The sequence below is a fragment of the Streptomyces sp. NPDC087845 genome (assembly GCF_044742755.1).
Taxonomy (GTDB): Bacteria; Actinomycetota; Actinomycetes; order Streptomycetales; family Streptomycetaceae; genus Streptomyces.
On sequence record NZ_JBIUVC010000002.1, the window covers coordinates 784,821 to 809,612 of the forward strand.

A 24,792-nucleotide genomic window follows, 5' to 3' on the forward strand; every position below is an offset into this window, starting at 1 on the left:
GAGCAGTCGGCCCGACGGAACAGCCGGCCCGTCGGAATAGTGGCGCCGCCAGAATCCGTTGATCCATTTATGACTTCTCTTCGCAAGCTGGGCTCCTCCGGCCTTCAGGTCTTCCCGCTCGCCCTCGGCGGCAACGTCTTCGGCTGGACCGCCGACGAGGCGCAGTCGTTCGCGGTGCTGGACGCCTACGCCGCGGCGGGCGGCAACTTCATCGACACCGCCGACGCCTACTCCGCCTGGGTCCCGGGCAACGAGGGCGGCGAGTCGGAGACCGTCATCGGGAAGTGGCTCGCGGCCCGCTCCAACCGCTCCGACATCGTCGTCGCCACCAAGGTCGGCGCCCACCCCTCGTACAAGGGGCTCTCCGCCACGAACATCAAGGCCGCGGCCGAGGAGTCGCTGCGCCGGCTCGGCACCGACCACATCGATCTGTACTACACGCACTTCGACGACGAGACCGTCCCGGTCGAGGAGATCATCACCGCCCTCGACAAGCTCGTGAAGGAGGGCAAGGTCCGGGAGATCGCCGCCTCCAACATCAGCCCCGAGCGGCTCCAGGCGTCCCTGGACTTCTCGGAGCGCGAGGGGCTCGCCCGGTACGTCGCCCTTCAGCCGCACTACAACCTGGTCTCGCGCGACACGTACGAGGGCGAGCTCCAGGACACGGCCGCACGGGCCGGGCTCGCCGCCGTCCCGTACTTCGCCCTGGCCTCCGGCTTCCTCACCGGCAAGTACCGTCCGGGTGCTTCGGTGGAGAGCGCCCGCGCCGAGAAGGCCGGTGAGTACCTGGCGTCGGAGCGGGGACAGAAGGTCCTGGCCGCGCTCGACAAGGTCGCCCAGGGGCACGACGCCGAGGTCGCGACCGTCGCCCTGGCCTGGCTCGCGTCCCGGCCGACCGTCGTCGCGCCGATCGCCTCGGCCCGTACGGTCGAGCAGCTGCCCGCGCTGGTGGCCGTCGCCGACCTCCGGCTGACCGAGCAGGAACTGGCGGAACTCACCGAGGCATCCGCCTGACGAGCACGAGCACGAGCACGAGGGCTGGAGCGGGAACGGGGACGGGAACGGGCGGCCGTTCACGGATCGTGGTCGCGGTCGCCTGTTCGTGAACGGCCCTACTGCGGGGGCGGTGGCCGGTGCGGGTTCAGGTAGGGGTTGTACCCGTTCCCGCCGGGCTGCGTGTGCGCCGGCCGCGGGTAGGCGTGCGGGGCCGTCGGCGCGGGGTGGGGGCGCAGGCGGCCCGTCGCCTGTGCCGCGTACGTCAGGGCGGGGGCGGCCACGCCCCGGCGCTGCCAGAGGTGGTGCAGCAGCTCCAGCTCGCGCTCGGCGAAGTCCGGGCCCGCGGTCCCACGGCGGGCCTGCCGCCGCAGCGAGGCCAGTGAGGTCGCGAACGATTCGTACTCGGCGACCGCACGGGCGGCAGCTCTGCCGTGGGCCTTGGCCTGCGCTTCGGCATGAGCCCTGACCTGCGCCGACGGCTCGCGCCTCGGCGCATACCCCGTCCCGTATCCGGGCGCATACCCCGGCCCGAATCCCGGCCCGTAGCCGGGTGCGTACCCCGGCCCGGGGCCCGGACCGGCTCCTGGCCTTGGCCCGTATCCCGGCCCGTATCCCGGCCCGTATCCCGGCCCGTATCCCGGCCCGTATCCCGGCCCGTATCCAGGCCCATATGCCGATGCGTACGGCGGCGGCCAGTGTCCCGGTCCGTACGGGCCCACCCGGATTCCCCCGGCCGCCGCCGCGTGTCGTTGGCGTGCCGCGTCACGGGCCATGCCGCGGGCCCGCATCGAGGAGAGGGCGAGCGGCTCGGCGGGGGTCAGCCAGCCGGCCGCCGCATAGGCGGGCAGCTCGGCGGCGAGCGTACGCAGCTCCCGTCGGCGCGACCAGATCGCCAGCCAGGTCACCAGGCCGAAGACCGGAACCATGAAAAGCCCGTACACGGCGTAGAAACCGTACGGGCCGAACGCCGCCGACCCGTTCCACAGGGCGTGCATGCCCATGGCGAGGACGAGTCCGAGCAGCGGCAGCGCGATGCGCCGGATCCGGCGGCGCCGCGCACTGGCCGCGGCGAGCCCGAAGCCTATGCCGGTCAGCACGGTGAAGAGGGGATGCGCGAACGGCGACATCACCGCCCGTACGAAGAACGTCGCGGCCGTCACCGAGACGACGCCCGAGGTACCGATCTGCTGGTCCTCACCGAAGGCGTTGCCCAGGTAGAGGATGTTCTCGGTGAACGCGAAGCCGCTCGCGGTGAAGCCGGCGACGACGATGCCGTCGACGATCCCGTTGAACTCCCGTCTTCGGAACAGGAAGATCAGCAGGACGGCCGCGGCCTTGGCGCTCTCCTCGATCACCGGCGCTATGACCGTGGCACCGAGGGTGTCGGCGTGCGACGGGTCGGCGGTGGCCGTCGCTATCCAGCGGGTCGCGAACGAATTCGCCAGGATCGCGACCAGAGCGGCCGCGAACGCCCCCCAGGCGAAGGAGAACAGCAGATTCCGCCAGGGCGCCGGTTCGACCCGGTCCAGCCAGCGGAACGCGGCCATCAGGAGCGGGACGGGCAGCACGGCGAGACCCAGGCCGACGAGAAATCCCTCGGTGCCCGTCTGATCGCGGACCAGGGCCAGGATCGCCAGTCCGCACAGCGCGAGCACCGTGCACACGGCCGCGATGCGGAATGTCTTGCTGCGCCACACCATCCCGACGCGGCGCGGCCGGTAACGCCAGTGCCTGCGCTCCGGCACGGCAGCCAGGATCTCGCCGACCCGCTGCTCCTCAAGCACCGGGACGGCCGGCTGCGACTGCCGTTGCTGGACAGACCCGTCGGACACCACCCGATGACCCTAACGAGCAGCACTGACACCTGGCCATGGGGCACCGGGGACATCGGCTCCAGGAGGCCGTTCCCTCTGGTCCGGTCAGGCCCGTCTGGTCCGGCCGAACCGGTCCCTCCGCCCCGGTCAGGCCCGCCTGGTCCGGCCAGGCTCGTCTGGTCCGGCCGAACCGGTCCCTCCGCCCCGGTCAGGCCCGCCTGGTCCGGTCAGGCTCGTCTGGTCCGGCCGAACCGGTCCCTCCGCCCCGGTCAGGCCCGCCTGGTCCGGCCAGGCCCGTCAGGCCCGCCTGGTCAGGTCAGGTCAGGTCAGGTCCGGTCCGTCAGGCCCGTCCGGTCAAGGCTGTCCGGTCCGGTCCGTCAGGTGCCGCCTGGGTCCGTCCGTCGGCTCCGGGGTTCCGTCGCCGGCTCCGCGTGCGGGTCTCAGCGGCGGGCGAAGAGCAGGTCGTGGACGACGTGACCCTTGTCGAGGCCCTGCCCCTCGAACCGGGTCAGCGGCCGGAACGCCGGCCGCGGCGCATAGCTGCCGTCCGCCTGGGTGTTCTCGAACAGCGGGTGTGCGGACAGCACCTCCAGCATCTGCTCGGCGTACGGCTCCCAGTCGGTCGCGCAGTGGATCACGGCCCCCGGCTTGAGCCGCTGCGCCGCCAGATCGAGAAACTCCGGCTGGATCAGCCGCCGCTTGTGGTGGCGCTTCTTGGGCCAGGGATCGGGGAAGTACACCCGCAGCCCGTCCAACGAGTCCGGCTTCAGCATCTCGCGCAGCAGGATGATCGCGTCACCGTTGGCGACCCGGACGTTGGACAGTCCGTTCCGGTCCGCGAGGCCGAGCAGGTTGCCCTGGCCCGGGGTGTGCACATCGACGGCGAGAATGCCCGTGCCCGGGTCGGCGGCAGCCATCTGCGCGGTGGCCTCACCCATGCCGAAACCGATCTCCAGCACGACCGGGAGCCCGTCGAACAGCTCGGGCAGATCCAGGACGCGCTGCCCGTCGATGTCCAGGCCCCACTTCGGCCACAGCCGCAGCAGCGCGTCCTCCTGGCCGGGCGTGACACGGCTGCGGCGCGGCTGGAAGCTGCGGATCCGGCGCTCGTGGTGCGATCCGGCCGGATCGACGGCGGGCCCGCCGGGGAAGCGCGGTTCCTGGCGCAGCCTGCGCTGCCGCTCGAAGGAGGCGGCGCGCAGATCGTCCGGAATCCCGGCAGCGGGGGAGGAAGGACTGTGGGCCATGGAGGCGGCGTCGGCCGTGGAGGCGCTGCCCGTCCCGGTTGCCGTGCTGCTCGTCCCGGCCGCGGCCTCGCCCGGTGCCGGGGCGGAAGGGTTCGCGGAGGAAGCGGAGGAATCTGCGGAGGGGTTCAAGGGCTCAGACACAATGCCCCGATTCTACGGCGGGCGGCTTCCACCCCGTCCCCCCTGCCCGGAGCAGCGCCCTGCGTGCCACCTCCCGCCCGATGGGCAGGGACGCCGTCGCGGCGGGCGACGGAGCGTTCAGTACGTGGACCGTGTGCGGTGCCTCACGGATCAGGAAGTCGTCCACCAGGGTGCCGTCCCGGAGCACTGCCTGGGCCCTGACCCCGGCCGGGGCGGGCCGCAGATCGGCCTCCGTGACCTCGGGCAGCAGCCGCCGCACGGCTGCCGTGAACGCGCGCTTCGACAGCGAACGGTGCACCTCACCCGCCCCGTACCGCCAGTGTCTGCGCGCGATCTGCCAGGTGCCCGGCCAGGTCAGGGTGTCCGCCAGCTCACCGGGGCGCACGACGGACCAGTCGTACCCCTCCCGGGCCAGCGCCGGCACCGCGTTCGGTCCGACGTGGACGCTGCCGTCGTGGCCGCGGGTCAGATGCACACCGAGGAAGGGGAACGCCGGATCGGGCACCGGATAGACCAGGCCGCGCACCAGCTCCGGTCGCGCCAGCTCGTAGTACTCCCCCCGGAAGGGCACGATCCGCACCCCCGGGTCGTCGCCCGCGAGCCGCGCCACCCGGTCGCAGTGCAGCCCCGCGCAGTTGACCAGGACCCGGGCCCGCACCACCGCACCGTCCGCCGTGCGCACCGCCACGCCCCAGGGGCGCCGGTCGATCGCGGTGGCCTCCGCCCCGTAACGGATCACCCCGCCCGCCCCGCTCAGCTCGGCGGCGAACCGCGCCGCGACCGCGCCGAAGTCGCACACCCCGGTTGTCCCGACGCGGATCGCGGCGAGCCCGCGCACCCGCGGCTCGTACTCCGCGATCTGGGCGGGACCCAGCTCGCGCACCGGCAGCCCGTGCTGCCGGCCGCGCTGGACCAGGGAGTGCAGCCGGGGCAGCTCGGACCGCTCGGTCGCGACGATCAGCTTGCCGGTCACCGCGTGCGCGATGCCGTGCTCGGCGCAGAAGTCGACCATCTCGGCGGCACCGCGTACGGCGTAGCGGGCCTTGAGCGAGCCGGGGCGGTAGTAGATGCCGCTGTGGATCACTCCGCTGTTGCGCCCGGTCTGGTGACGGGCGGGGCCCCACTCCTTCTCCAGCACCGTCACCCGGGTGCCCGGAGCGGTGCGCGTGATCGCATACGCCGTCGACAGGCCGACGATTCCGCCGCCGATCACCAGCACATCGCAGTCGTACGCCGCGTGCGTCATCACCACGCCACCTCCCACCCCGATAGTGCACTGACCCACTGACAACGCACTCAAACCAGTGAAGCCCAGCGTGGCGCCGATCTTTACGCCCGGAGGCGACCGGACGGCACACCGGATGCCGTCCGGACACCGTGCGTACACCGTGAGGACGCGGAGGCGACGCCGCGGAGGTGCGGGGCATGCGGGCCGGTCGTCGGCCGGGTCGTCCGGCCCGGGTGCGGCTACGCGGGCGCCACCAGCAGGGGCCGGGCCCGCTCGCGCAGCTCGGCGACGCGCGGTTCGTGCCCGTACGGTTCGAGCCGGTGCAGCAGATCCCGTACGTACTCCGTGGTCCGCGCCGAAGAGATGCGGCCCGCCACCTCCACCGCCCGGGTGCCCGCCGCGCAGGCCGCGTCCAGGTTCCCCGACTCCAGCTCGGCCACCGCCGACACCACGAGCCGCAGCCCGTGCGAGCGGACGAATTCCTCGGTCGGCCGGGACAGGGCCTGCTCGGTGAAGCGCCGCACCTGCCGGGGTGCCTTCAGGTCGAGGTGGCACTCCGCGGCGTCCGCCGCGAATCTGTCGTACGAGTAGAAGCCCAGCCACGACGGGTCCGCGTCACCGTCCCGGGAACGCTCCAGCCAGCCCTCGGCGGCCTTCAGCGCGGCCCCCGCGGCCTGGGCGTCGCTCGCCTTCGCGTGGGCGCGCGCCTCCACCAGGCGGAAGAAGCTCATGGTGCGGGCCGTGGCGAGCCCCCGGTTGCGTTCGACGGCGGCCTGCGCGAGGTCGACCCCCTCGTCGGCGAAACCGCGGTAGGTCGCCTGCAGCGACATCGAGGCGAGGACATAGCCGCCGAGCGGTACGTCGGCCGCGGCCCGCGCGAGCCTCAGCGCCTGGATGTAGTAGCGCTGCGCGGCCTCCTGCTGGCCGGTGTCGAAGGCCATCCACCCGGCGAGTCTGGTCAGCTCGGCCGCCGCGCCGAAGAGCGCCCGGCCCACCTCGTCGCTGTACGAACCGAGCAGCAGCGGTGCGGCGTCGACCCGTAAGCACTCCGGGACCATGGAGGAACGCCAGTCCCCGCCGCCGTACTTGGAGTCCCAGCGGCGGGCGTCCTGGGCCGCCTCGCGCAGCTTGGAGACATCGCTGTGGCCGACCCGCAGCGGGGAGATGTCGCTCGTGACCGGGCCGACCGGCGCGGAGTGGGCGAGTGCGGACGGGGACGTGGCGGGGGACGCGGGCGTGGTCTCCGGGCCCGGCTGGGCCGGGATGGACGGTGCCCGCTGCGTACCCAGAGCTCCCAGGGTTCCCAGCGCCGCCTGAGCCGCCTGTGCGTTCAGGGCTGTCTGCGCCGCCTGCGGTGCCTGCGGTGCCTGTGCTCCGGATGCCGCGTGAGTGCCGAGCGCCGGTCGCGCCCGCAGCGCTCCTCGCGCTTCCTGCGTGGCCGGAGCCCCCGCCGTGCCGGGAATGGCCCCAGCGCTGGCCGTGCCGGGTGTGGCAGGAGTCCCCGCCGCGCCCGGGGTGACCGGTGCGCCGGACTCCGCCGCCGTGTTCTTCCCCGCCGCGCCCGGCATCCCCTGCGCCCCTGCGCCGGTGCGTGCGCCCCTTGGGTTCTGGGCGCCGAGGATGACTGCCACGGCGGCTGTCGCGTCGCGTTCCACCGACGGATCGGCGGGGGATATCAGCCAGCGGGACGCGGGCGTCGCGTACGCGCTCACCGAGAACGAGCCGGCCAGCGACTGCCAGATTCCGCCGCTGCCCGCCCGCCGCCCGGCCAGATCCAGCCGGTACAGCTCGGTCGCCGAGCGGACCGCCTCGGCCACATCGCGCGGAAAGGCCAGCCCGACCTCCGGCGCCGGGTCGGCGTCCGCGAGCCCGATCTCGTGCAGGGGGACCGGCCGGCCGAGTTTGGCGCCGATCGCCGCCGCGATGAGATGGGGCGCGGCGCCCTGCGGCACCATGCCCTTGGAGACCCATCGGGCCACCGAGGTCTTGTCGTACCGAAGTGTCAGTCCGCGCTGCGCCCCGAGGTCGTTGACCCGCCGGGCGAGCCCGGCGTTGCTGATTCCCGCGAGGGCGAGAACGGTTCCGAGCTTCTCGTTCGGTCCGCGTTGCTCCCTGGACATGCGCCACCCCTCGACACACAGACGGCCGCCGCGTCACCGTTGCGGCGCGCGGCATTCGTACCGTGTCCTCCCCAGGGACGAGCCCCGGCACTCCGGCCGCACACGCATATGGCCGAGCCCCGAGGAATATGCCTCCTGCCGAGAACCTCAGTAAACCCAGCGTAGTTCGCCGCATCCCTACCGTTAAGGGGCAGACGTCCGTATGGCGGGAATGTTGTCCGTGCGGATCCGCGCGGACGCGGCCGGCCGCGCCGGCGTCGCTCCGGTCGTCGCGCGGAGCGTCCCGGGCGCGGCTCGGACCCTCTCCCGGGCCCGGCTCGGACCTTCGCCCGGAACCGGTGCGGAACCCTGCGCGACGCCCGGTTCGGACCCCCCGCGCGATGCCCTGTTCGGACGTGGTGGGGCGCCGCCCGCCGGGCCTCGTACGTGCTCCTGGTGTGTGGCCGTGCGCCCGGCCGTGCGCTCTCGTCCGGTTGTTTCGGAAGCGCTTCCATGGGTGCTGCGTGGGTCGGCCCACTGCATTGGACTCAGTGGGCTGGGGGACACTGCCGCCTCATTCCCCGCAGGCGGCGGACCGGTCCGGGAGGCGGGCGACGCCTCCCGGACTGTGCGTCGCACTGTGCGTGGAACCGGCGGGGAGGCCGGTGTGAAGTCGGCGAAGCGGGGCAGGGGACGGGGGATGAAGGTGGGCGAAAAGGGTCTTCCGGTGCGGTGAGTTCCCTGTCGTCCGGTTGCCGCGTGCGCTGAAAATGGCCGAATATCGCCGGTCGGTCGAGGTTGGGTCGATCGATTCGCGGACATCCCGTCGACCGTCCGGTGATCACCGGTGACCGACCGGTCACCGGTCGTGGGCGGTCCGGGGGGTGGCTGGATCCAGCCCGGTGGACCGTGCCGGAACGAGGTACGCAACACGCCCGACCCGTAAGCCTGTTGGTGTGTGGACCACCTCGTGCGGGCCCCGCGTCGGTCGTCGCCGGGGGAAACCCCCTGCGGGTTGCCGTTCGGCGTGCGCCCATACGCGCGCCACCACCCCCTCTCGCGGCCCGGCCTTTGCCAGGGGCGCATGCCCTTCCGACGTGCGCCGTCCGTAGCCCCTCCTGTGCGCCTTTGTCGTGGCAGCATGTTCGCAACGGCGCCGCGCGCTACCGGAGTTCTCCCGATAATGTCCTGCTGCGCCGATTTGTCCACAGCCTGTGGAGGCGGCGATGCGTTGGTTGGTGGGGTGGAGCAGTATCGCCGCGAGCTTCGGCACGGCGGGTGCCATCGGCGACGCCGACGAGGGGCGCGCGATGCACCCCGTCGGATCCCAACTCCTGTGGGGAGACCCGGATCCGCTCTGGGCCGTCGGCGACTGGCGCCCCGACGAGATCCGCACCAGCTCGGTCGAGACCGCCGAAGGCGCGCCCACCGCCCGGCTCGCCGTCCTCGGCTGCTGCAGCGCCACCGACGAACAGCTGCGCGTCGGCCTCCTCGCCGCCCGCGGCGGAGCGCTGCGCCATCTCACGTCCTGGCCCGGCAGCTACACGGCCGTCGTCCAGGTCGGCCGCCGGATCACCGTCATCGGGGACCTCGCCGGAGCCCGCCCGGTCTTCTACACCCCCTGGGCCGGCGGCACGGCGTACGCCACCGCCGCACTGCCGCTCGCCGACCTCATCGAAGCCCAGCTGGACATCGGCCACCTGGCCGCCCTGCTCGCCTGCCCCGAAACACCGGAGGCGCTGCGCGACGGCACCCCGTACGCGGGAGTGAAGCGCATCCCGCCGGGGCACGCGCTGATCCTCCGCGAGGGCTCGCGCGAGATCACCGGGTACGAGGCGGTGGCCTCCCTCGCCGTCGCCGCGCCCCAACTCGACCCGGTCAGTGCCGTCGACGGGGTGCGCGACGCCCTGGTCGAAGCCGTACGCGCCAGACTCACCGCCCCGCGCCACGCCCCCGAGACCCTGCCGCCCGACCCGGGCCCGGTCCCCGGCATGGGGCCCGCCGAACGACGCGCCGCCCGCGGCGCCCCCGTGCCGGGCATCGGCGCCGACCTCTCCGGAGGCAGCGCCTCCGCCACCCTCGCCCTCCTGGCCGCCGGACTGCCGGGCCTGCCCGGCACCCTCCTTGGCCACGGCGCGGGAGCGGGGGAGCGGCTGCTCGCCGTCACCTTCAACGACCTCACGGCGCGCGGACACGAGGACGAACTCGAACGCGCCCGCGTCATCGCCGCAAACCCGCGCCTGCACCATGTCGTCGTCGCCGCCGGGGAGGAGGCCCTGCCCTACGCCGACCTGGGCGGCGGCCCGCTCACCGATGAACCCGCCCCGTCCCTCGTCGTCGCCGAGCGGCACCGCCGCCGCCTCGCCTCGGGCAGCGCCGACCACTTCGTCGGCGGTGGCGCACGGCAGGTACTCGACGCCCACCCGGCCCGTCTCGCGGACCTGCTGATGGACCGTCGACGACGCCATCTGCTGCGCCCGGTCGCCGCCCTGGCCAAGGCCGAGGGCCCGACCGCGCACTCCCTCTTCGTCCCGCTGACCGTCTACCGGGCGGCCCGCCGCCTGTCCCGTACGTCGTACCGCACCGGTCTGGAAACGGCGGCCGACCGGCTGTCCGACGCCAACCGCCACGCCCCCGACCTCGACACGCCCGCCGACGCGTCGCTCGCCGCCCTCGCCTGGTCGCGGCCGGGACCCGCCGCGCGCTGGCTGACGGGGGAGGCGCTCGCCGAGGTGTCGGTGCGTCTGCAGGAGGCGGCGACCCGCCCCACCTCCGTCCAGCGGCCGGGCGAGGCCCGCGCCCGGGCGGCCCTCGCCCGGTTCGCCGCCGACCACCGGATCCTGGAGCAGGCCGCGGAGAACCGCAGCCAGCGGCTGCATGCCCCGTTTCTCGACAATCAGGTCGTACGCGCCGCCCGAGCGCTTCCCGAATCGCTCCGCGTCCAGCCGGGCGCCCGCGCCGCGATCCTGCGGCGGGTGCTCGCGGGCGCGGGCATCCACGAGCTGCCGCCCGGCTGGGGCACCCCCTCCCTCGCCCTCGCGAACGCCACCGCCCGCACCGGCCTGCGCGCCGCGCTCCCCGACCTGATCGCCCTCTTTGACGCACCGCTGCTCGCCGACGCGGGCCTGGTCGAGGCCCGCGTCGTACGGAAGGCCCTGCGCGCGGCCTCGGAGGGCGAACCGCTCCCGCTGGACGGCCTGGCGCATCTGGCGTCCATGGAACTCTGGCTCCGCCGACTCGTGTCACGGCGCGGCACCTGCTGGACGGGCACGGCGGCGCCACGCCAGCGCGCGGTCGCGGGTGGGGTCACGGGCGGGGTCACGGGTGGGGTCGCGGGCGGGGTCGTTCCGGCGAGGCGGACACTGCTGCCGTAGCTGTGGTCTGTTGTCTGTTGTCTGTTGTCTGTTGTCTGTTGTCTGTGGTCCGTAGCCGTGGACGGTGGCCCGTAGCCGTGAGCGGGGTGGGGCGGGGCGGGGCCGGCGTGGTGGGCTCGCGCTCACCACCGGCCGCGTGCGGTCGGGGGCTGTTGCCCGGTGCGGTGGCCGGTGGACACCTGCTTCCGTGCGTTCCGCAGGACAGAATGGCCGGATGCGTTACCTGATCCTGGGCGTCACCGAGGCACGAGACGAGAACGGCAGGGCGCTGCCCGTGGGCGGTGCACGGCTGCGCGCCCTCCTCGCCTCCCTCGCCCTGCGTACGGGCCGGCCCGTGCATGTCGCCGATCTCGTCGACGACGTATGGGCCGCCGATCCCCCGCACGACGCTCCCGCCGCCCTCCAGGCCCTCGTGGGCCGGTTGCGCCGGGTGCTCGGCAGGGACGCGATCACGAGTGACCACGGCGGATACCGCTTGGAGGCCGCGCCCGAGGAGGTCGACCTGCACGTGTTCGAGCGGCTGTCCCGGCAGGGCTCCGACGAGCTCGACGCGGGCGACCCCGTGGCGGCCGCCCGCACACTCCGTACCGCGCTCGCCCTGTGGCGCGGCCCGGCCCTGGCCGACCTGCCGGACCGGGAGCACGGCCACGGTCTGCGCCCGGAGGCCCACCGTCTGACCACGCTGGAACGCCGCATCGAGGCCGACCTGCGGTGTGCTGCGACCGCTGCCGGCCCGCGCACCCTCGTACCGGAGCTCAGGGAGCTGACCGCCGCCCACCCGTACGACGAACGTTTCCGGGCCCAGCTGATCCGCGCCCTGCGCGCCGAAGGCCGCCAGGCCGAGGCGCTGGCCGCTTACGAGGAGGCGCGCCGCTCCCTTGCCGACGCCCTGGGTGCCGACCCGGGGCCGGAACTGACCGCGCTCCACCGGGAACTGCTCACTCCGCCACCGACGGTGCCATCCGAAGCAGCCGTACCGGCCTTCCTGTCCGCCTCAACCACTTCCTTCCCCTCCTCTTCCCCCTCTTCCCTCTCGGCCTCATCCGCCGCATCCGCCGTATCCGCCGCATCGGGCCCGCCTCGCACCCCCGGCCCCGCCCCCGTCCGGGGCAACATCCGGCCCCGGCTCAACTCCTTCGTCGGCCGCGAGCCCGAACTGCGCTCCATCCATGCCGATCTGGCCCGGTCCCGCCTGGTCACCCTCACCGGGCCCGGCGGCTCCGGCAAGACCCGTCTCGCCGAGGAGGCCGCCGCCCGGAGCGGTCCGGCGGCCCCGGCTCCCGTGGACTCCTGGATCGCCGAACTCGCTCCGGTGGATGACCCCGTGGATGTCCCCGGAGCCGTACTCACCGCTCTCGGGCTGCGGGAGACCACGCTCCTGCGGGACAACAGCCGTGACGGGCAGCCGTTGCGCAGCGACCCGACCGGCCTCCTCGTCGAGCACCTGGCGCACTGCTCCCGGGTCCGCCCCTTCCTGCTCATCCTGGACAACTGCGAACACGTCATCGGCGCGGCCGCCGCCCTCGCCGAAACCCTGCTCACCCACTGCCCGGAGCTGCGCATCCTCGCCACCAGCCGAGAACCCCTCGGCGTCCCCGGCGAATCGATACGCCCGGTCGGACCGCTCCCGGCCGACCCAGCCCACCGCCTGTTCGCCGAGCGCGCCCGCGCCGTACGTCCCGACTTCGATCCCGAGCAGGAGGCCGCACACGATTCGGATGCCGTCGCCGAGATCTGCCGACGGCTCGACGGGCAGCCGCTCGCCATCGAACTCGCCGCTGCGCGGCTGCGGCTGCTCACCCCACGTCAGATCGCGGACCGGCTCGACGACCGGTTCCGGCTGCTCACCGGTGGAGCCCGGACCGTACTGCCGCGCCAGCAGACGCTGCGCGCCGTCGTCGACTGGTCCTGGGACCTGCTCGACGAGGGCGAACGCACGGTCCTGCGACAGGTCTCCGTCTTCGCGGGTGGCTGGGACCTGCCCGCCGCGGAGGCCGTGACCGCGGCGGGAGCACCCCTCGCCACCGGGACCTCCGTCACCGGGACCTCCGTCACCGGGGACTTTGCCACCAGGGCCTCCGTCACCGGGGCAGCCACCGGCCCGGGCCCTGCCGGGCCCTCCACGGCCGACCTGATCGGTGCTCTCGTCGACAAGTCCCTCGTCGTCGCCGCCCCGACCGCCTCCGGCGAGATGCGCTATCGCCTCCTGGAGACCATCCACGAGTACGCCGCCGAACGCGCGGCCGAGACCCCGGACATACGCGCCGCCGCCGCGCGGGCGCACACCGCGTACTTCGTCGCGCTGGTCGAGGCCGCCGAGCCCCGTCTCCGCTCCGGCGACCAGCTCCCCTGGATCGAACGCCTGGAAACGAACCTCGACAACATCCGGGCCGTCCTCCACCGCACCGTCGTCACCACCCCGTCCGAACCGGACGCGGTGCGTCTGGTTCTCGGCATGGGGTGGTTCTGGTTCCTGCGGAACTTCCGTTCCGAAGGCCTCGGCTGGGCCGAGCGGGCTGTGGAACTCGGTCCGGAACCGGCCGACGGCAGCGACCCCCGCTTCTGGCCGCGCATGCATCTGGAGCTACTGCGGTACTTCCTCGCCGCGCAGAGCCAACCCGCCGACGACGTCCGTGGTGACGACAGTCGGCGCGCCCTGCTGGGCCGGGTGGCCGACGCGTTCATCTCCTCCGGTCCGCAGTCCGCCCGTTTTCCGGGACTGCTCTGGCCGACGGCCCTGTTCGCGAGCCGTACCACCGCCGAGGCCCACGAGATGATCGACATGGCGGTCGCCAACGCCCGTATCCACGGCGGCGCATGGGAGTACGGCATCACGCTGTTGTTCCGTACGCACATGGTCGTCGACATGCCCGGCGGCATGCCGGGGGTCGACGACGGCCTCGCCGAGCTGCGCGAGCTGGGCCGCCGCGTCGGTGACCGCTGGCTGCGCGCCCAGGTCGCGGGTGCGGCCGCGGAGGTCGGCATGACACGTGGACGGTACGCGGAGGCGCGTGCGGCGTACACGGAGGCGCTGCTGCTCGCCCGCGAGGTCGGGGCGTACGCCGAGGCGCCGTTCCTCCTGGCCCGCCTCGCCGAACTTGATTATCGGACCGGAGACATGACGGGCTTCGAGCGGAGCCTGGCCGAGGCGGAGACGGAGACGGAGCGCTACCAGGTGCACGACGCCCGCGGCTACACCTACTTTCTGCGCGCCACCCTGGCCCTGGACCGCGGCGAGATCGCGGAGGCGCGACGGCTGGTCGACGAGGCGGAGGCGTCGATCGGACGAGGCAGTCCGCCGTCGCACTTCACCGCGGTGGTCGAAGGGCTGGCCGCCCGGATCGCCGTGTGCGAGGAGGGGCCCACGGGCGGCCCGGTGGCCGGGGTACGCGGTCTGGCGCGCGCACTCCACGGGGCGCGGGAGGCCCACTGCCCCGAGCTCGTCACCGGGCATCTGGCGGACAGTGTGGCGGCCGTGCTGCCGAAGCTGGGCCGTCACGGAGCCGCCGTACGGATTCTGGCGGCGGCCGACGGCTGGCGCCTCTCCAGCCCCAGGACCGAAGCACAACAGGCCGAGGCGGACGAGGTCGAGCGACGGGCGCGCGAGGAACTGGGACCTCAGCTGTACGAGTCGGAGCGCGCCGCGGGCCGCACACTGACGGTCGACGACGTCATCGCGCTCCTGACCCGTATCACCGAGGAACTCCCGGACACCCCCGCCGCCTGACCCCCGACCGCGCCGCCACCGGTCATCTCACCGACAACTGATGGTCGAATGGGCCCAGTCGGCCAGCGCTGCGCCGCCACCCGGATGCGCCCGCTGGGCGACGAGCCGGATCTTGTCCTGTCCGGTGATACCGACCCTGACGGGTACGGCCGGATCGTCACCGTTCATCACCGGGGACTGCCACAGCAGCGTCCCTTCGCCGTTGAAGACGGAGAAGCGCACCGAGCCGAACCCCATGGTCATGTCGTCGATCCCGACCATGGCCTCGTAACGCGTGCACGGCCGGTTCAACTGGATGGTGACCGAGGACTTGCCGTGGACGGTCACTCCGTGCGCGTACTGCGTGCCGCCGATCGACAGACCGGAACGCTGCCAGACCCAGTTGCTCTCGTTGATCACCACCTCGGGTCGGGTGTGGTCACCCACCATCGAGTAGCTCAGCTCGTTGAGCTGATAGACGGTCGGGGCGGGCGGCGGAGTCGGGGCGGACGGCGACGGCTTCGGCGGATCGGACGGCAGCGTCGGCTTGGGCGTCGGCTTGGGTGTCGGCTTCGGAGTGGGCTTCGGAGTGGGCTTCGGAGTCGGAGTCGGAGTCGGCGTGGGCGTGGGCTTCGGCTTCGGCGGGGGAGTCGGGGCCGGGGCCGAGGCAGGGGGCGCGGACGGCGCCGGCGCATCGGGCTTCGACGGCGGTGTCGGCTTCGGCTTCGGCGGATCGGGCGTCGGCGCCGCAGGAGCCACGACAGCCGGCTTGGCCGCATGTCTGGCTTCGGGCTCCGGCCGGTCGTCGCCGACCAGCGCCCAGGCCAGCCCGGCCGTCACCGCCACGGCAACAGCCGCCGCGATACCGGCCTTCGCCGGGACACCGAGCCCTTCCGAGACCGCGGCACCACCGGCGCCGCCCCCGGACGTGCTCCCGCCGGTCGCCGCCGCTGCGGCACCGGCGCCCGCGGCTCCCGCCGCGCCACCCGCGACGATTCCGGCGGCTTTGAGCGCATACCCGGCGGCGAACCAGCCGATGACCGCGACCGGCAGCAGCGCGGGAATCCCGGCGTTGACGTGGGCCAGTTCGCCCGCGGCGAGCCGGCACTTCGCGCACTCGTCCAGATGCCCCCGCAACCCGCGCTCGGCCCGCATCCGGAGCCCACCCCGGGCATAGGCACCGAGGCGGTCGGCGTAACGCGCGCAGTCGCCGCCCGAGGTGAGCGCCTCGCTCACATGGGCCTGGAGGTAAGCCTGCTTGAGCCCCTCGCGGGCCCGGCTGGCCAGGACCGCCGTGGCATTGGCGGTCAGCCCGAACAACGGGGCGATCTCGCTGGGTGACTCCTCCTCGACGGTGGTGTGCCACAGCACCGCCTGCCAGCGCTCCGGCAGACTGCGGAACGCCTGCATCGCCATCGACTGCTCGGCCTCGTGCATCGCCAGCACATCCGCGCCGAGGTCGAGCGTGTCCGCGTCCGACACCTGGGAGGACTTGGAGGACTGGGCGGCGAACACCGCGAAGTCATCGACCAATTGCTCCCGCTTCGCGGTCTTGGTCCAGGCGGCTCCGACATGCCGGACAGCCGTCATGAGGTAGGCCCGCACCGCCTCCACGGGCCCCTTGCCCCTGCGTACCGCCTGCAGGGTGCGCGCGAAGACCTCGGCTGTCAGGTCGTCTGCGGTGTGCGCGTCCCGGCAGCAGGTCCGCGCGTAGCGGCGGACCGCGTCCGAGTGCCGCCGGAACAACTCCTCGTACGCGAGATCGTCGCCGTCCCGCATCCGTCCGATCAGCTCGGCGTCGGAGAACGCGGAGCCGGAGGCATCGGCAGTGCTGCTGCTGCCGCCCTCCCGCTGCATCGGCACCGAGGCTTCGGCCCCGACGCCCCCGCCGATACCAACACCGGTGCCGGCGGGGGCCGGCCACGGGCCGGGCTGGACGGCGCCGCTCTCCGCGTCACCACCCGATCGCTCGGGCCCGGCCTGACTCGGTACCTGCCGGGAGGTCAGCTCACCGGCTTCCGTCATCCCGCCCATGGCGGAGGCGTCGTCGAACGACTCTTCCTGCTGCCCGTCACCGCTCATCGCGGAAGCCCCCGTTTGCGCTGTCGGACCCGAACATCGGGCAAGCGTGTCACATGGCGCAATCACGCCGAACCTTCAGCCCCCGCAACCACTCATCCGGGGCCTATTCTCGAATGTGAGTACTAGAAGTCGCTCATTCGGGGAAGAGGTATTGAGCTCTTCTGCAGGGGCAGGCCGAATGCGACGGGCAGCGGCTCCAGCGACGAGAACCGATACACGGCTGGTCAAGCGCCGATCAGGCGCCGACCGGACGCCGTACGGACGCCGATCAGAAACCGCAGAGAGCCGGTCTGTGGGCTGCTGAATGAGCGCGGACGCGGCAGTCGGAGCCGGAGCCGGGAGGAGTACGCGCGTAGCCGGATGCCTAAATCCAGACACATAAGCCGAATGTGAGCTCGGACGAGCGACAATGAGCCGCTGAGTAAGACCCACCGAAACGGGCCACGCGGGTCGCGGATCACCGGACACGGCAACCCCTTCACGCCAGCCATTCAAACCAGCCATGCGCACTGGCCCTTCACACCGGCCGTGTGCCCCGGCAGCCGGCCCCGGCTACGCACCCCGGTGTGCCCACTCCGACCGTCCGCCCCCGCCCCGGAGAGGCAGTGCGCGCACGCAACACGTCTGCGCACCACCCCACCCACGCGCCGCCAGGCTCACCGCGCCGACGCGCCGCCAGGTTCACCAAACCCACGCGCCGCCACGCCCACGCACCGCCACGCCCACCGCGCCGACGCCGTCACACTCAGACGCGACCCGCTCACGCGACCTGCTCACGCGCCGCCACACCCGCGCTCGCCCCGTTCACATAACGGGCAGCGAACGCACTCCGTTCACGCGCCGGGCCGCGAGCGCAGCCCTTCCAGCAGGATGTCCAGCAACCGGCTCGAAGCCGCTGCCTGCTGGGCCGCGTCGGGCAGCGAAGGCGCCGCCGTCGCGATGACCAGCAGCACATCCGCCACCGTCACGTCACGGCGAAGCTCACCGGCCGCCCGAGCCCGGTCCACCAGCCGGCCGACGACCTCCAGCAGCTCACCGGCTCCCGTGTCGTCGTCATCGAGGCCGGTGTCCGCGGCGGAACGCCCGCCGGTCGACCGGGTGTCGGCCTGACCCGCACCCTGCCGCTGCTGAGGCACCCGCGTCCCGTCCCGAGCGCTGTCCGAGCCCGGCTCGGAGGCCGCTACGGCCTCCGAGTCCCCGACCGCAGCCGAGTTGTCGACAGCCGCAGCCGCAGGGGTAGAGGCAGACGCAGACGCAGGGGCAGAGGCAGAGGCAGAAACAGCGGAAGCGGCAGCGGAGTCGATGTCGATGCCGGAGTCGGTGTCGACTCCGACCCGGAGCACGTGAGGAGGCAGCAGCCGCCCCGCGCCCGAGGCAACGGACGTCCGCAGGAAGCACGACAGCGCCGACCACGGCTCGTCCTCCTGACCCAGCGCGGTCCGGGCCTGGTCCGTCAGCCGGGAGGTCTCCTCCTCGGCTATCCGCCGCACCAGCACGTCCTTGCTCGGGAACCGCCGGTACACCGTGCCGACCCCGACTCTGGCGCGACGCGCCACGTCCTCCATCGGAGCCCCGTACCCCAGCTCACCGAACACCTCGCGTGCCGCTCGCAGCACATGTTCCAGATTGCGCTGTGCGTCCACGCGAAGCGGAGCCGAGCGGCCGTTGGCGGCAGCTGCCCCAACCGTCGCACCCGTCCCGCCGGTTCCGCCTGCCGCGACCGAGCCGACCGGACCCACCGAGCCGACCGGAGCCACCGCGTCCACTGTCCCCACTGTTCCGTTTCGTCCGTTTCCGTCGGACGAATGGGACGTGACTGCCGCAGCAGTCTGCCAATGAGAATCCTGAATGTGCATAACTGTTCCCCCGGTTATGACGTCTCCCCCCGGAGACTTCCCGCCGTTTGAGCCGGAGAGCGGATCATGGTCCAGATCCGGCACCCCGACGTCGTACGAACATAGTTGAGCCCGGGTCAATTCAGAAGGGGGTAGTTCCGCACGGAGCGCCCCCCGATCGGAGCAAGGACCGGTTGGTCACTGATTCGGCCCCGGCCCCCCACCCCCACTCCAACCCCTGACCTGCGCAGCTCCCGTGTCCTCGTGGTGATCGGCGGCAGTGGCCCGTCCAGAACCTCCGGTCACACAATTTGCCGGGGCTGTGGACAAACCCTTGAGCACGTTGCGTCATGGGGTGGTGATGGCTTCAGATTCCGGGGGAACACCCCCCGGCCCTCCGCCGGGTGTGCGCATTCTCGTCGTCGGTGGCGGCTACGTCGGGATGTACACAGCGCTGCGTCTCCAGCGGAAGCTGAAGCAGAGACTCAGGAGCGGTGAGGCCGAGATCGTCGTCGTCACGCCCGAGCCTTATATGACGTATCAGCCGTTCCTGCCCGAAGCCGCCGCCGGTTCGATCTCGCCGCGCCACGTCGTCGTGCCGCTCCGCCGGGTCCTGGCGCACTGCCGGATCGTGATCGGCGAGGCCGAACGGATCGATCACGCCAAGCGCACGGCGACCGTCACCACCCTCGCCTCGGGGGAGGACGGCACCGGCGCCGTCGAGATCCCGTACGACGAGCTGGTCCTCGCGCCCGGCTCCGTGTCGCGAACCCTCCCCGTCCCCGGCCTCGCCGACCACGGCGTCGGCTTCAAGACCATCGAGGAGGCCATCGGCCTGCGCAACCACGTCATCGAGCAGATGGACATCGCCTCCGCCACCCGCGACCCGGCCATCCGCGACGCCGCCCTCACCTTCGTCTTCGTCGGCGGCGGATACGCGGGCGTCGAGGCCCTCGCCGAGCTGGAGGACATGGCCCGCTACACCTCGCGGTACTACCACAACGTCAAGGCGGACGACCTGAAGTGGATCCTCGTCGAGGCATCGGGCCGCATTCTTCCCGAGGTCGGTGACGCGATGGGCGCCTACGCGATCCGTGAGCTGCGCGGCCGCAATATCGACGTACGCCTCGACACCCGGTTGGAGTCCATCGAGGACCGGATCGCCGTTCTGAGCGACGGTTCCCGCTTCCCGACCCGCACCCTCGTGTGGACCGCGGGCGTCAAACCCGCACCAATCCTCGCCGCCACCGAGCTGCCGCTCGACGAGCGCGGCAGGCTCCGCTGCACGGCGGAACTCACCGTGGAAGGAGTCGAGCACGCCTGGGCCGCCGGGGACGCCGCGGCCGTACCCGATCTGACCGCGGCGGAAACAGGTGCGGAGACCGCGCCCAACGCCCAGCACGCCGTGCGCCAGGCCAAGGTCCTCGCGGACAACGTCCTCGCGTCGATCAGCGGCGAACCCCTCAAGGAGTACCGGCACAGTTATGCGGGATCCGTCGCCTCGCTCGGCCTCCACAAGGGCGTCGCGCATGTCTACGGTCGCAGGCTCAAGGGCTTTCCGGCCTGGCTGATGCACCGCACGTACCACCTCAGCCGGGTTCCGACGTTCAACCGGAAGGCCCGCGTCCTGGCCGAATGGACCCTCGCCGGGCTCTTCAAACGCGAGATCGTCTCCCTCGGCTCGCTGGAACACCCGCGCGCCGAATTCGAACTCGCCGCAGGAGGCGGGCGCCCCGGGCCGGAGCACCCACCGGGCCCCCGGAACCCGCCGTTCCCCGACGGTCCGCCGGGGAACGGCGGCTGACCGGCCGTCGGCCCGTCACCTCACCCGCCCGGGACGGGCCGTACCGACAACTGTCAGTACGGTCCGTCACACTGGACGTGTGACCATAGGTGGGCCCACATCTGCACAGAGTGACCCGGCCGGCAGTGACCGACAGTGAGCAGCCCGCCCGAGCGGACCAGACCGACACACGAGGCCAGAAATTCCGTGAACTTCACGCGTTGGAGCGCCCGCCTACCCGGAACGCAGCGTCGCGCCGCCGCCGCACGGGACGACCGCAGTTCCGTGCCCTCGGCCCGCGCCGAGTACGCACGGCCGGAGACCGGACCCCGCCCACCGGACGGCGACACGCACAGTGACACGCACGGCACGTCTCCCGAGGACCGCGGCCCCGCTCTGGAGGACCTCTCGGCCCGGGACATCCTCGGCCAACTACCCGCCCTGGTGGCCCTGGTGTACGGCCCCGACCACCGGATCGCGTATGTCAACGACGCCTACACCGCCGCCTTCGGCTCCCGCCCGGCCGGCGCCACCGCGGCCGAGGCCATGCCCGAGCTCGTCGAACTCAGCCTGCTGCCCCTCATGGACCAGGTCCTGCGCAGCGGCACCCCTCGTACGGTCAAGTCCCGCAAGGTCCGCGGCGGCAATTCGTACACCGTGACCTGCACTCCGGTACGCAGGGACAGCGAGGCCGCGACCGAGACCGAAGCGGACGACGACGGGGACGGGGGCAGGAAGCAGACCGGCAACAAGGGCAAGAACAAGGGCAAGAGCAAGAACAGAAAAGGGAACAGAGGAAGCGAAGACGGAGTGCTCGTCTACGCCGCCGACGTCACCGACCACGCCGAAGCGGCCGAACGGCTCCGCGCCAGCGAGCGCCGCCACCGCGAAACGGCCGTCACCCTCCAGCGCTCCCTGCTCCCGCAGGAGCTGGAGCAGCCCGACGACCTGCGGATCGCCGCCACCTACCAACCCGGCGGCACGGACGCCGCGGTCGGCGGCGACTGGTACGACGTCATCACCCTCGGCGCGGGCCGCACCGCCCTGGTCATCGGGGACGTGATGGGCCGTGGGGTACGGGCCGCCGCGGTCATGGGCCAGCTCCGCACGGCCGTGCGTGCCTACGCCCGCCTCGACCTCCCGCCGCACGAGGTGCTCCAGCTCCTCGACGGTCTCGCCGCCGAGATCGACGCCAGCCAGATCGCCACCTGCGCCTACGCGGTCCACGATCCGAACGAGGGCCGGCTCGTCTACGCCTCCGCCGGGCACCTCCCGATCCTGGTGTGTCACGAGGACGGCACGGTCCACCGTGCCGAGGACCCGACGGGACCGCCGCTCGGCACCGGCGGCTGGATCCATACCTCGGGCACGATCGCGCTGCCGCCCGGTTCCACCGCGGTCCTCTATACGGACGGCCTGGTGGAGCGCCGCAGCGAGGACATCGACGAGGGCGTCGCCGCCCTGGAACGCGCGCTTTCCGGTGCCAAGGGTTCACCCCAGGTGGTCTGCGACCGGCTGATCCGCTCTCTCGGCGTCACCGCGGAGCACGACGACGACGTGGCGGTACTGGTGGTCCAGCACCCCGCCCGTACGGGGACGAACGCGGAACTCTTCCACAACGCCTCGCTCGATCTCCTCGGCGGCATCGAGGCGGCCCCGCGCGCCCGCGCCTTCGCGACCGGCGTCCTGACGTCGTGGCGATTCCCGGTCGAGCTCTGCGACCTGGGCGTCCTGGCCGCGGGCGAACTCGTCGCGAACTCCCTCAAGCACGGCACACCGCCGATGCGCCTGGGCCTGCGCCGTACCGATCGCCGCCTGATCATCGAGGTGACCGACGGCGACGACCACCTGCCGCGCCGCCGCCGCGCCGATCCGGCGGACGAAGCGGGCCGCGGCATCTCGATCGTCGCGACGATCGCCACGTCCTGGGGCAGCCGCCGCACACCGGGCGGCGGCAAAGCGGTCTGGTGCGAGTTCGCCCTGCCGCAGTAGGGGCCCTGCCGAAACAGAGCCCCTACGCCTCCCCGCCGCTCACCCCTGCTGCCTCAGCGCGTGGTGGCGGCCGAGGCGGCTGCCACCGGCTCGGCCTCCGGCAGTGACACGGCCACGACCCTGGACGGCGCCGCCTCGATCGACGGCTGATCCTGCACGGGAGTGAGCCCTCGGCCGAGTCGCAGCGCCAGCACCGTGATGCCCAGCGAGAACAGCACGAATGTCACGATGTACGGTCCGTGCAGCGTCGCCCCCATCGGGCCGCCCACCGCCGGACCGACCGCCAGCGCGAGCTGCTTGCACAGGGCGAACGCGGAGTTGTACTGCCCGACCATCGACTCCGGTGCCAGATCGGCGACCAGCGGAGCCACGGTCGGCGACAGCATCGACTCACCGAGTCCGAACAGCGCGTACGTGGAGATCATCGCGGCCGTCGCCATGGTCTGGCTGCCGTGCCCGAGCCCCGCGTACCCGGCCACGATCCAGGCGAACGCCCAGATCAGACCGACCGAGGCAATGACCCGGCTGCGCCTGCGGCGCTCCACCAGCCGCAGTACGACGAACTGCGCCACGACGATGACGGCGGTGTTGGCGGCCAGCGCGATACCGAGCGTCGAGGGCTGGATCCCGGCGGCCTCGGTGCCGTAGGCCGCGAGCCCGGACTCGAACTGTCCGTAGCAGGCGAAGAACAGCACGAAGCCCAGCACGCACAGCTGCACCATGGCCCGGTGCGAGAGCAGTACCCGCAGCCCGCCCGGCGCCTTGGAGCCGTCGGTGGGCCTGGTGTCGGAGAAGGACGGTGTACGGGACAGCCGCACCGTGGAGGCGATGACACCGAGCACGACGAACATCGCGGCCTCGATGAGGAACAGCAGGGTGAAGGTCTCCGGCCGGCTCGTGTCGACGATCTGCCCGCCGACCAGCCCACCGATGCCGAGCCCGAGGTTCTGCAGGAAGAACTGCATGGCGAAGGCGCGCGTACGGGTGGCGGTACTGGAGCACCACACGAGCATGGTGGCGAGCGCCGGCTGCATGACCGCCGTACCCGCGCCGAGGACCGCGGCCGACAGCACGGAGGCGGTCACACCCGACGACAGACCGAGGGCGGCGGCGCCCAGGGAAGCGACGGCCGAGGCGACGACGAGCACGGGCAGTGGCCCGCGCCGGTCGATGGCACGCCCGGTGAACGGCAGAACGGCCAGCGCTGCCATGGCGAAGACGGCCAGCACGACTCCCGCGGTGCCCGCACCCAGATCCCGTACCTGTGCCACATAGACGTACAGATACGGAACGGTGAACCCCAGCCCGAACGCGCTCAGCGCACTCCCCAGCTGGATCCGCCGCAGTGCTGCACCCATCTCCCTGGTCACACTCACCTACCTCGAGGTCTCGTAGCGATGTGCCGAGCCAACCGAACGACTCGAACCCGAAGACTTTAGCACTAAAGTTAGAACCTCAACAATTCAGACCGAAGGACTTCGACGGCTTTGGAGGGCGTGCCATACTGCCCGCCATGTCTGACACCACCGAGCAGCCCGGCCCGCAGGAGCCGAGCCTCGACGAGCAGATCGCCGCCTATCAGCGCGAGTTCCGCGATCTGGACCCCCAGGTCGAGCAGGTCGTCTCGGCCCTCGGCCGACTGAACCGCCGGATGAACGTGGCGTACGGACGCCAGGTCGCCGCCCTCGGCATCAGCAACGCCGAGTGGGAGGTCCTCAAGACCCTGGTCCTGTCCGGTTCCCCCTACCGCCTGGGCCCGGGGGAGCTGGCCAAGCGCCTCGGCCTCACCCCGGCGGCGATGACCCACCGCATCGACCGCATGGCCGGCGAGGGCCTGGTGACCCGGGACCGGGACGAGAACAACCGGGTGCGCGTGATCGTCGAGCTGACCGACGAGGGCCGTACGAAGTGGCTGGAGGCGATGCGCATGGCCACCGACTTCGAGGAGGACCTGCTCCAGGACCTCAGCGGCGACGAGCGCGGAGTCCTCGGCGACATGCTCATCCGCCTCCTGCGCCGCGTGGAACACGCCCAACCGGACGCCGGCGGCCGCCTCACCGACCTGGACTGAACGGACTGAACCCGTGCCGGACAGGTGCGAAAACGGCTTGACCTGGCAGGGTTGACACGTCCCCACGCGATCCGTAAGGTTCGTCGAGTTGTCACGGAGCCGGAACGGTTCTGCGACAACCGATCCCGCCGCGAACGCGGCAACCAAAACTCAGCACGATCTCCCACTCGGGACAATTTCGGCATGCCGAAATTAATTTCGAAGACTCGATTATGAGTCGCCGGGAAAATCCGCTAGAGTTTGGACGTCGGAACGGCCCAACGGCCGGGAAGGCAAATCCCGCTGACTGGGAATCAGGCCCGAAAGGATCTGATAGAGTCGGACTCGCCGGAAAGGGAAACGCGAAAGCGAAGAACTGGAAAGCAACCCCGCTTCGACCGGGAATCAGACACGAAAGAGTCTGATAGAGTCGGAAACGCAAGAC

13 protein-coding genes are annotated in these 24,792 nt (G+C 72.2%); 6 read left to right on the plus strand and 7 right to left on the minus strand.

What is annotated here, in order from left to right:
- The first annotated feature begins 69 nt into the window (after positions 1-69).
- Complete coding sequence (locus ACIOMQ_RS09190; RefSeq protein ID WP_362201046.1) at positions 70-1,014, plus strand: aldo/keto reductase; 945 nt, start codon at positions 70-72, stop codon at positions 1,012-1,014.
- Between the two features lie 98 nt (positions 1,015-1,112).
- Here ACIOMQ_RS09190 and ACIOMQ_RS09195 read toward each other — a convergent pair whose 3' ends face one another.
- From ACIOMQ_RS09195 to ACIOMQ_RS09210, 4 genes are all read right to left on the minus strand, one after another.
- Complete coding sequence (locus ACIOMQ_RS09195; protein ID WP_401944687.1) at positions 1,113-2,828, minus strand: PrsW family intramembrane metalloprotease; 1,716 nt, start codon at positions 2,826-2,828, stop codon at positions 1,113-1,115.
- Between the two features lie 422 nt (positions 2,829-3,250).
- Complete coding sequence (gene trmB / locus ACIOMQ_RS09200; RefSeq protein WP_401944702.1) at positions 3,251-4,057, minus strand: tRNA (guanosine(46)-N7)-methyltransferase TrmB; 807 nt, start codon at positions 4,055-4,057, stop codon at positions 3,251-3,253.
- A 133-nt stretch (positions 4,058-4,190) separates the two neighbouring features.
- Positions 4,191-5,447: an L-2-hydroxyglutarate oxidase gene (gene lhgO / locus ACIOMQ_RS09205; RefSeq protein ID WP_401262591.1), complete on the minus strand. Its 1,257-nt coding sequence runs from the start codon at positions 5,445-5,447 to the stop codon at positions 4,191-4,193.
- 218 nt (positions 5,448-5,665) lie between these two features.
- Positions 5,666-7,546: a sporulation protein gene (locus ACIOMQ_RS09210; protein ID WP_362201043.1), complete on the minus strand. Its 1,881-nt coding sequence runs from the start codon at positions 7,544-7,546 to the stop codon at positions 5,666-5,668.
- Positions 7,547-8,751: 1,205 nt separating this feature from the next.
- Here ACIOMQ_RS09210 and ACIOMQ_RS09215 point away from each other — a divergent pair.
- Together ACIOMQ_RS09215 and ACIOMQ_RS09220 are read left to right on the plus strand one after the other, a co-directional pair.
- Positions 8,752-10,899: an asparagine synthase-related protein gene (locus ACIOMQ_RS09215; RefSeq protein ID WP_402188382.1), complete on the plus strand. Its 2,148-nt coding sequence runs from the start codon at positions 8,752-8,754 to the stop codon at positions 10,897-10,899.
- Between the two features lie 214 nt (positions 10,900-11,113).
- Complete coding sequence (locus ACIOMQ_RS09220) at positions 11,114-14,626, plus strand: AfsR/SARP family transcriptional regulator (protein ID WP_402188385.1); 3,513 nt, start codon at positions 11,114-11,116, stop codon at positions 14,624-14,626.
- 27 nt (positions 14,627-14,653) lie between these two features.
- Here ACIOMQ_RS09220 and ACIOMQ_RS09225 read toward each other — a convergent pair whose 3' ends face one another.
- Positions 14,654-16,687, minus strand: coding sequence for a sigma-70 family RNA polymerase sigma factor (locus ACIOMQ_RS09225; RefSeq protein ID WP_402188387.1), 2,034 nt, complete (start codon positions 16,685-16,687; stop codon positions 14,654-14,656).
- A gap of 833 nt (positions 16,688-17,520) precedes the next feature.
- On the minus strand, positions 17,521-18,543 hold the full coding sequence (locus ACIOMQ_RS09230) for a TetR/AcrR family transcriptional regulator (RefSeq protein WP_402188389.1): 1,023 nt from the start codon (positions 18,541-18,543) through the stop codon (positions 17,521-17,523).
- 340 nt (positions 18,544-18,883) lie between these two features.
- On the opposite strand from ACIOMQ_RS09230, the gene ACIOMQ_RS09235 reads away from it, so the two are divergent.
- Positions 18,884-20,326 carry an NAD(P)/FAD-dependent oxidoreductase gene (locus tag ACIOMQ_RS09235; protein WP_401261697.1) on the plus strand — a complete coding sequence of 481 codons (1,443 nt, stop codon included), beginning with the start codon at positions 18,884-18,886 and terminating at the stop codon, positions 20,324-20,326.
- Positions 20,327-20,512: 186 nt separating this feature from the next.
- Positions 20,513-22,297, plus strand: a complete 1,785-nt coding sequence (locus tag ACIOMQ_RS09240) for a SpoIIE family protein phosphatase (RefSeq protein WP_362201025.1) — start codon at positions 20,513-20,515, stop codon at positions 22,295-22,297.
- Positions 22,298-22,350: 53 nt separating this feature from the next.
- On the opposite strand, the gene ACIOMQ_RS09245 is transcribed toward ACIOMQ_RS09240, so the two are convergent.
- Positions 22,351-23,655 (minus strand): MFS transporter, encoded by a 1,305-nt coding sequence (locus tag ACIOMQ_RS09245; protein ID WP_401261694.1) that lies wholly within the window; start codon positions 23,653-23,655, stop codon positions 22,351-22,353.
- Between the two features lie 155 nt (positions 23,656-23,810).
- Here ACIOMQ_RS09245 and ACIOMQ_RS09250 point away from each other — a divergent pair, with 155 nt between their 5' ends.
- Positions 23,811-24,368, plus strand: coding sequence for a MarR family transcriptional regulator (locus tag ACIOMQ_RS09250; protein WP_362201019.1), 558 nt, complete (start codon positions 23,811-23,813; stop codon positions 24,366-24,368).
- Positions 24,369-24,792 lie beyond the last annotated feature (424 nt).